Origin of the sequence: Roseobacter sp. (assembly GCF_024639605.1) — a bacterium.
Classification (GTDB): Bacteria; Pseudomonadota; Alphaproteobacteria; order Rhodobacterales; family Rhodobacteraceae; genus Roseobacter.
Genome location: NZ_JAHEHZ010000237.1, coordinates 1 through 3,498 on the forward strand (window position 1 = coordinate 1; position 3,498 = coordinate 3,498).

Sequence of the window (3,498 nt, forward strand, 5' to 3'; positions counted from 1 at the left end):
ATGCCGCCTTCGGAAATGGCTTCGTTGATCCCGGCAAGCGGACCGACCGCATTGGCGACATCATTCGCCCCGTGCGCAAAGCTTAAAAGAGCCGCGGCAAAGATCAAAGGGACCGTAAAGAGCTCGTTCACGCTCGTTTTGCGGTTTTCCAGACGCCCCGTCATCCGCCTGATGTAGGGCCGCATGATGACGTATACCGCAACGGCGACGGCGCACCCGATCAGGGCAGCCACAGGGAACGTGACCTGGACGAGCTTCTTCACCCCTTTCAGCATCAGGTATGTGGCAAACGCCCAGGCCATGAAAGCCACCAGTACCGGCACCATCCGGTCAGCGGCCGCGAGAACGTCGCGCTTGTAGGTAATTGAATGCTTGATCAGATAGAGAAACCCTGCTGCGATAAGCCCCCCCATGAGCGGAGAAATCACCCAGCTTGCCGCGATCCTGCTCACCACCGACCAGTCCGCGATACCCCATCCGGAGGCCGCAATGCCCGCGCCAAGGACCCCGCCGACAATCGAATGGGTTGTCGACACCGGCGCGCCGATGGCTGTGGCAAAATTCAGCCAGACCGCAGCCGCCAGGAGCGCCGCAATCATCAGCCATATAAAGGTGTCCCGGTCCGCGACCAGATCGGGGTCGATGATCCCGCTTTTGATCGTCCCCACGACATCTCCGCCAGCCACCAGTGCGCCGCCGGCCTCAAAAAACGCTGCGATGAGGATGGCGCCGGTCAGCGTTATAGCCTGCGATCCGACGGCAGGTCCGACGTTGTTGGCGACATCGTTCGCACCGATGTTCATGGCCATGTACCCGCCGATCATCGCCGCGGCGACCATCAGGATACCGTCGATGCCCCCATCGGTCCGGACAATGGTAAAGAGCATGATCCCGACGATGAAGATCAGCGCCGTTCCAAAGCGGAACAGTTCGTCACGGTTTCGCTGAACGGCGTACTCAATATTTTCGGTTCGCAACACGGCAGGGCCCCTTAATTTTCTGCTAGCAGTAAGGGCATCATCGCAAATCGTAGACGAGCCCATGTGACCCAGATCAATGAGGCCCTTCCGGCTGTCGGTATGTTTCGTGAATGCAACGCGCAGCAGGGGGGCGATCGGTGAAGAAAACGACGGTTCATGTCGCGCCGCCTGTAAGGGGACGCCCTCTGGCTGCGCGTGATCTTTGTGCCGGCCGGCCGGCATGAAGCGCTATTATCTTCCGGTCGCAATCGGTGCGCTGCTGCTGACCTTCTGGTTCAGCCCTGATGCGCAGGAGATTGCGGCCGGGGTCGCGATCTTTCTGTTTGGCATGCTGATGCTGGAGGACGGCTTCAAGTTGCTTGGCGGTGGCACCCTTGAAAAGGTCCTCGAGCGTTCGACAGCCTCGACGCCGCGTGCGATCGGCTTCGGAATAATTTCGACCACCCTGCTGCAGTCCAGCTCCCTTATCTCGATCGTTACGATATCGTTTCTGAGTGCCGGACTGATCTCGCTGACCGGCGGTGTGGGGGTAATATTCGGCGCGAACATCGGGACGACAACCGGCGCCTGGCTGGTCGCCGGGCTCGGCCTGAAAGTCAACATAGCTGCATATGCAATGCCGATGATCGCAATCAGCATCGTGCTCGTATTTCAGAAACAGGGGTTCTTGCGGGGCATTGGCTATGCGCTTGGTGGTCTGGGGTTTCTGTTTCTCGGCATCCATTACATGAAGGAAGGGTTCGACGCTTTTAAGGATCAGATCGACCTCACGCGCTTTGCCCTGTCCGGTCTGACGGGCCTGTTCGTCTATACTCTTACCGGCACCGCCGCCACCGTCATCATGCAGTCGAGCCACGCGACGATGGTTCTGATCCTCACAGCTCTCGCGGCCGGGCAGATCAGCTATGAGAATGCACTCGCACTGGCGATCGGTGCCAATATCGGAACGACGATTACGGCGATCATCGGCTCGCTCGGCGCAAACTTCCAGGGCAGACGCCTCGCACTGGCACATCTCATATTCAACATGGCAACTGCGATTGTTGCGCTGGTTTTCATCACACCCCTGCGCGGGGCGGTGGATCGGATCAGCGATCTGGCGGGCATCGGCGCAAGTGACTACGCAATGAAACTTGCGGTGTTTCATACGATATTTAACGTACTCGGCGTCGCACTCATGCTGCCGTTTCTGAGCCGGCTCATTCAATTTCTCGAACGGCGCATAACCGAGCCTGCACCGGACGTGAGCCGTCCGCGCTATCTGAACGAGGCAGTCGACGAATTCCCGCAGGCGCTCGAGATCGCGTTGCGCAAAGAAGTGTTGCACCTTTACGAAAACGCGGCGGAACTTATCCTGCACGGGCTGAACCTGCATCGCGATCAGGTCTATGCAACCGATGACGTGGCCGGGCTGGTCCGGGCAAGCCGGAAGCCCCTCGAAATTGATATCAACGAGGGCTATGAGCGCCGTGTGAAGACGCTGTATTCCGGCATCGTGGAGTTCAGCACACGCGCTGGTGACAAGCGGATCGCGCCGGAGATTGCAGAACGCATATATTCCCTGCGCGACGTGGCGAGTAACATCGTGAGGGCGGTAAAATCCATAAAACACCTGCGCAAGAATATCCTGCGCTACACCGTCCGGCAGCAGGGCGCGACAACAGAACTTTATGACGAACTGCGCACAGAAATTGCCCGTATTGCGGTGGAAATCAGGAAACTCGGTCTTGCCGGACCGCAGGACCGCACCGCCCTGTGGCTCGACCAGGAGCGCGCCCGGATCGAAGAAGACGCGCGCTCTGCATCACGGCGGGTTGAAACGCTCATCCGCACCGGGCAACTGAACCCCACTGCCGCCACATCCTTTATGAACGATGCCGGATACGCCTACGACGCCATGCGCGATCTGATCGAAGCGGCCCGCAGCTATTACCTCGAAAGCGACACTGCGATGGCTGAAGTGGAACGAATTCTTGCGCTCGACGAAGACGAACTCGACGAGGCATTGTCCGGACCGAAGGACAACAGCAATTCTCCCACACCAAAGGCAACGGTCACGAAACCGTCATGAAACACGTCCACTATCCCCCCGATTGTCAGGAGCGGAGCAAATAGTATGGGTCTCAGGAAGCTTGCTGCAAAAGTCGATGATTACAATGTGCGCCTTGAGAGCGGCAAGGCGCAAAAGATAAAACCACATCATGTTGAAAAAGTGCTCGGGAAGCTGCGCTCAAAATCGAGCGCGCTGGAGGCTGAAATATCGCAGGCGACCTCACCAGACAAAAAAGCGCGGCTTGAAAGCAAGCTTCAGATCGCGCGCGCGCATATCGAAAGGGCAGAATGGCTGCTCAGGGAACTGGTCTGAGCGGTCGGGGCTGCGCGCGCGGGTGCTGCGACAGACAAACCGGGCCTTCTCGTCTCATCGGGCTTTTCATGCGACGGCAAAACTCTCCCCGTCAAGCAATGTGAGCCGGTTCCCGCCCGGCTAAAAAACACGCGACTTAAGTACAGACAGAAC

At 58.4% G+C, this 3,498-nt stretch carries 3 protein-coding genes; 2 read left to right on the forward strand and 1 reads right to left on the reverse strand.

Annotation, left to right across the window (positions count from 1 at the left end; translation table 11 throughout):
- A partial coding sequence (locus Q0M35_RS18115; protein ID WP_295317649.1) for an inorganic phosphate transporter occupies positions 1–1,043 on the reverse strand: 1,043 nt, incomplete at its 3' end.
- A 157-nt stretch (positions 1,044–1,200) separates the two neighbouring features.
- On the opposite strand from Q0M35_RS18115, the gene Q0M35_RS18120 reads away from it, so the two are divergent.
- Entirely contained in the window at positions 1,201–3,051 is a 1,851-nt protein-coding gene (locus Q0M35_RS18120; RefSeq protein ID WP_295317650.1) for a Na/Pi symporter, read from the forward strand.
- 45 nt (positions 3,052–3,096) lie between these two features.
- On the forward strand, positions 3,097–3,345 hold the full coding sequence (locus Q0M35_RS18125) for a hypothetical protein (RefSeq protein WP_295317651.1): 249 nt from the start codon (positions 3,097–3,099) through the stop codon (positions 3,343–3,345).
- Positions 3,346–3,498 lie beyond the last annotated feature (153 nt).